This window comes from Paenibacillus taichungensis (assembly GCF_013359905.1).
Lineage (GTDB): Bacteria > Bacillota > Bacilli > Paenibacillales > Paenibacillaceae > Paenibacillus > Paenibacillus taichungensis.
In genome coordinates, this window is the sequence record NZ_JABMCC010000007.1 from 1 (window position 1) to 283 (window position 283).

The window sequence follows — 283 nt, forward strand, 5'->3', positions numbered from 1 at the left end:
CGAGGTAGATAGGCTGGGGGTGGAAGTGCAGCAATGCATGGAGCTGACCAGTACTAATCGGTCGAGGGCTTATCCAAATATGCAAGTTGTAAATCGCACATTTCGTTTCGGATCTAGTTTTCAGAGAATAAACTCTGAGATATAAGCTAAGCTATGCGTTTGGTGGCGATGGCGGAGGGGTTCCACACGTACCCATCCCGAACACGACCGTTAAGCCCTCTAGCGCCGATGGTACTTGGACCGCAGGGTCCTGGGAGAGTAGGACGCCGCCAAGCAAAGAACC

1 rRNA gene is annotated in these 283 nt (G+C 52.3%); it reads left to right on the plus strand.

What is annotated here, in order from left to right:
• Positions 1-158: 158 nt before the first annotated feature.
• Positions 159-275 (plus strand): 5S ribosomal RNA (rrf, locus tag HP548_RS00040).
• Positions 276-283 lie beyond the last annotated feature (8 nt).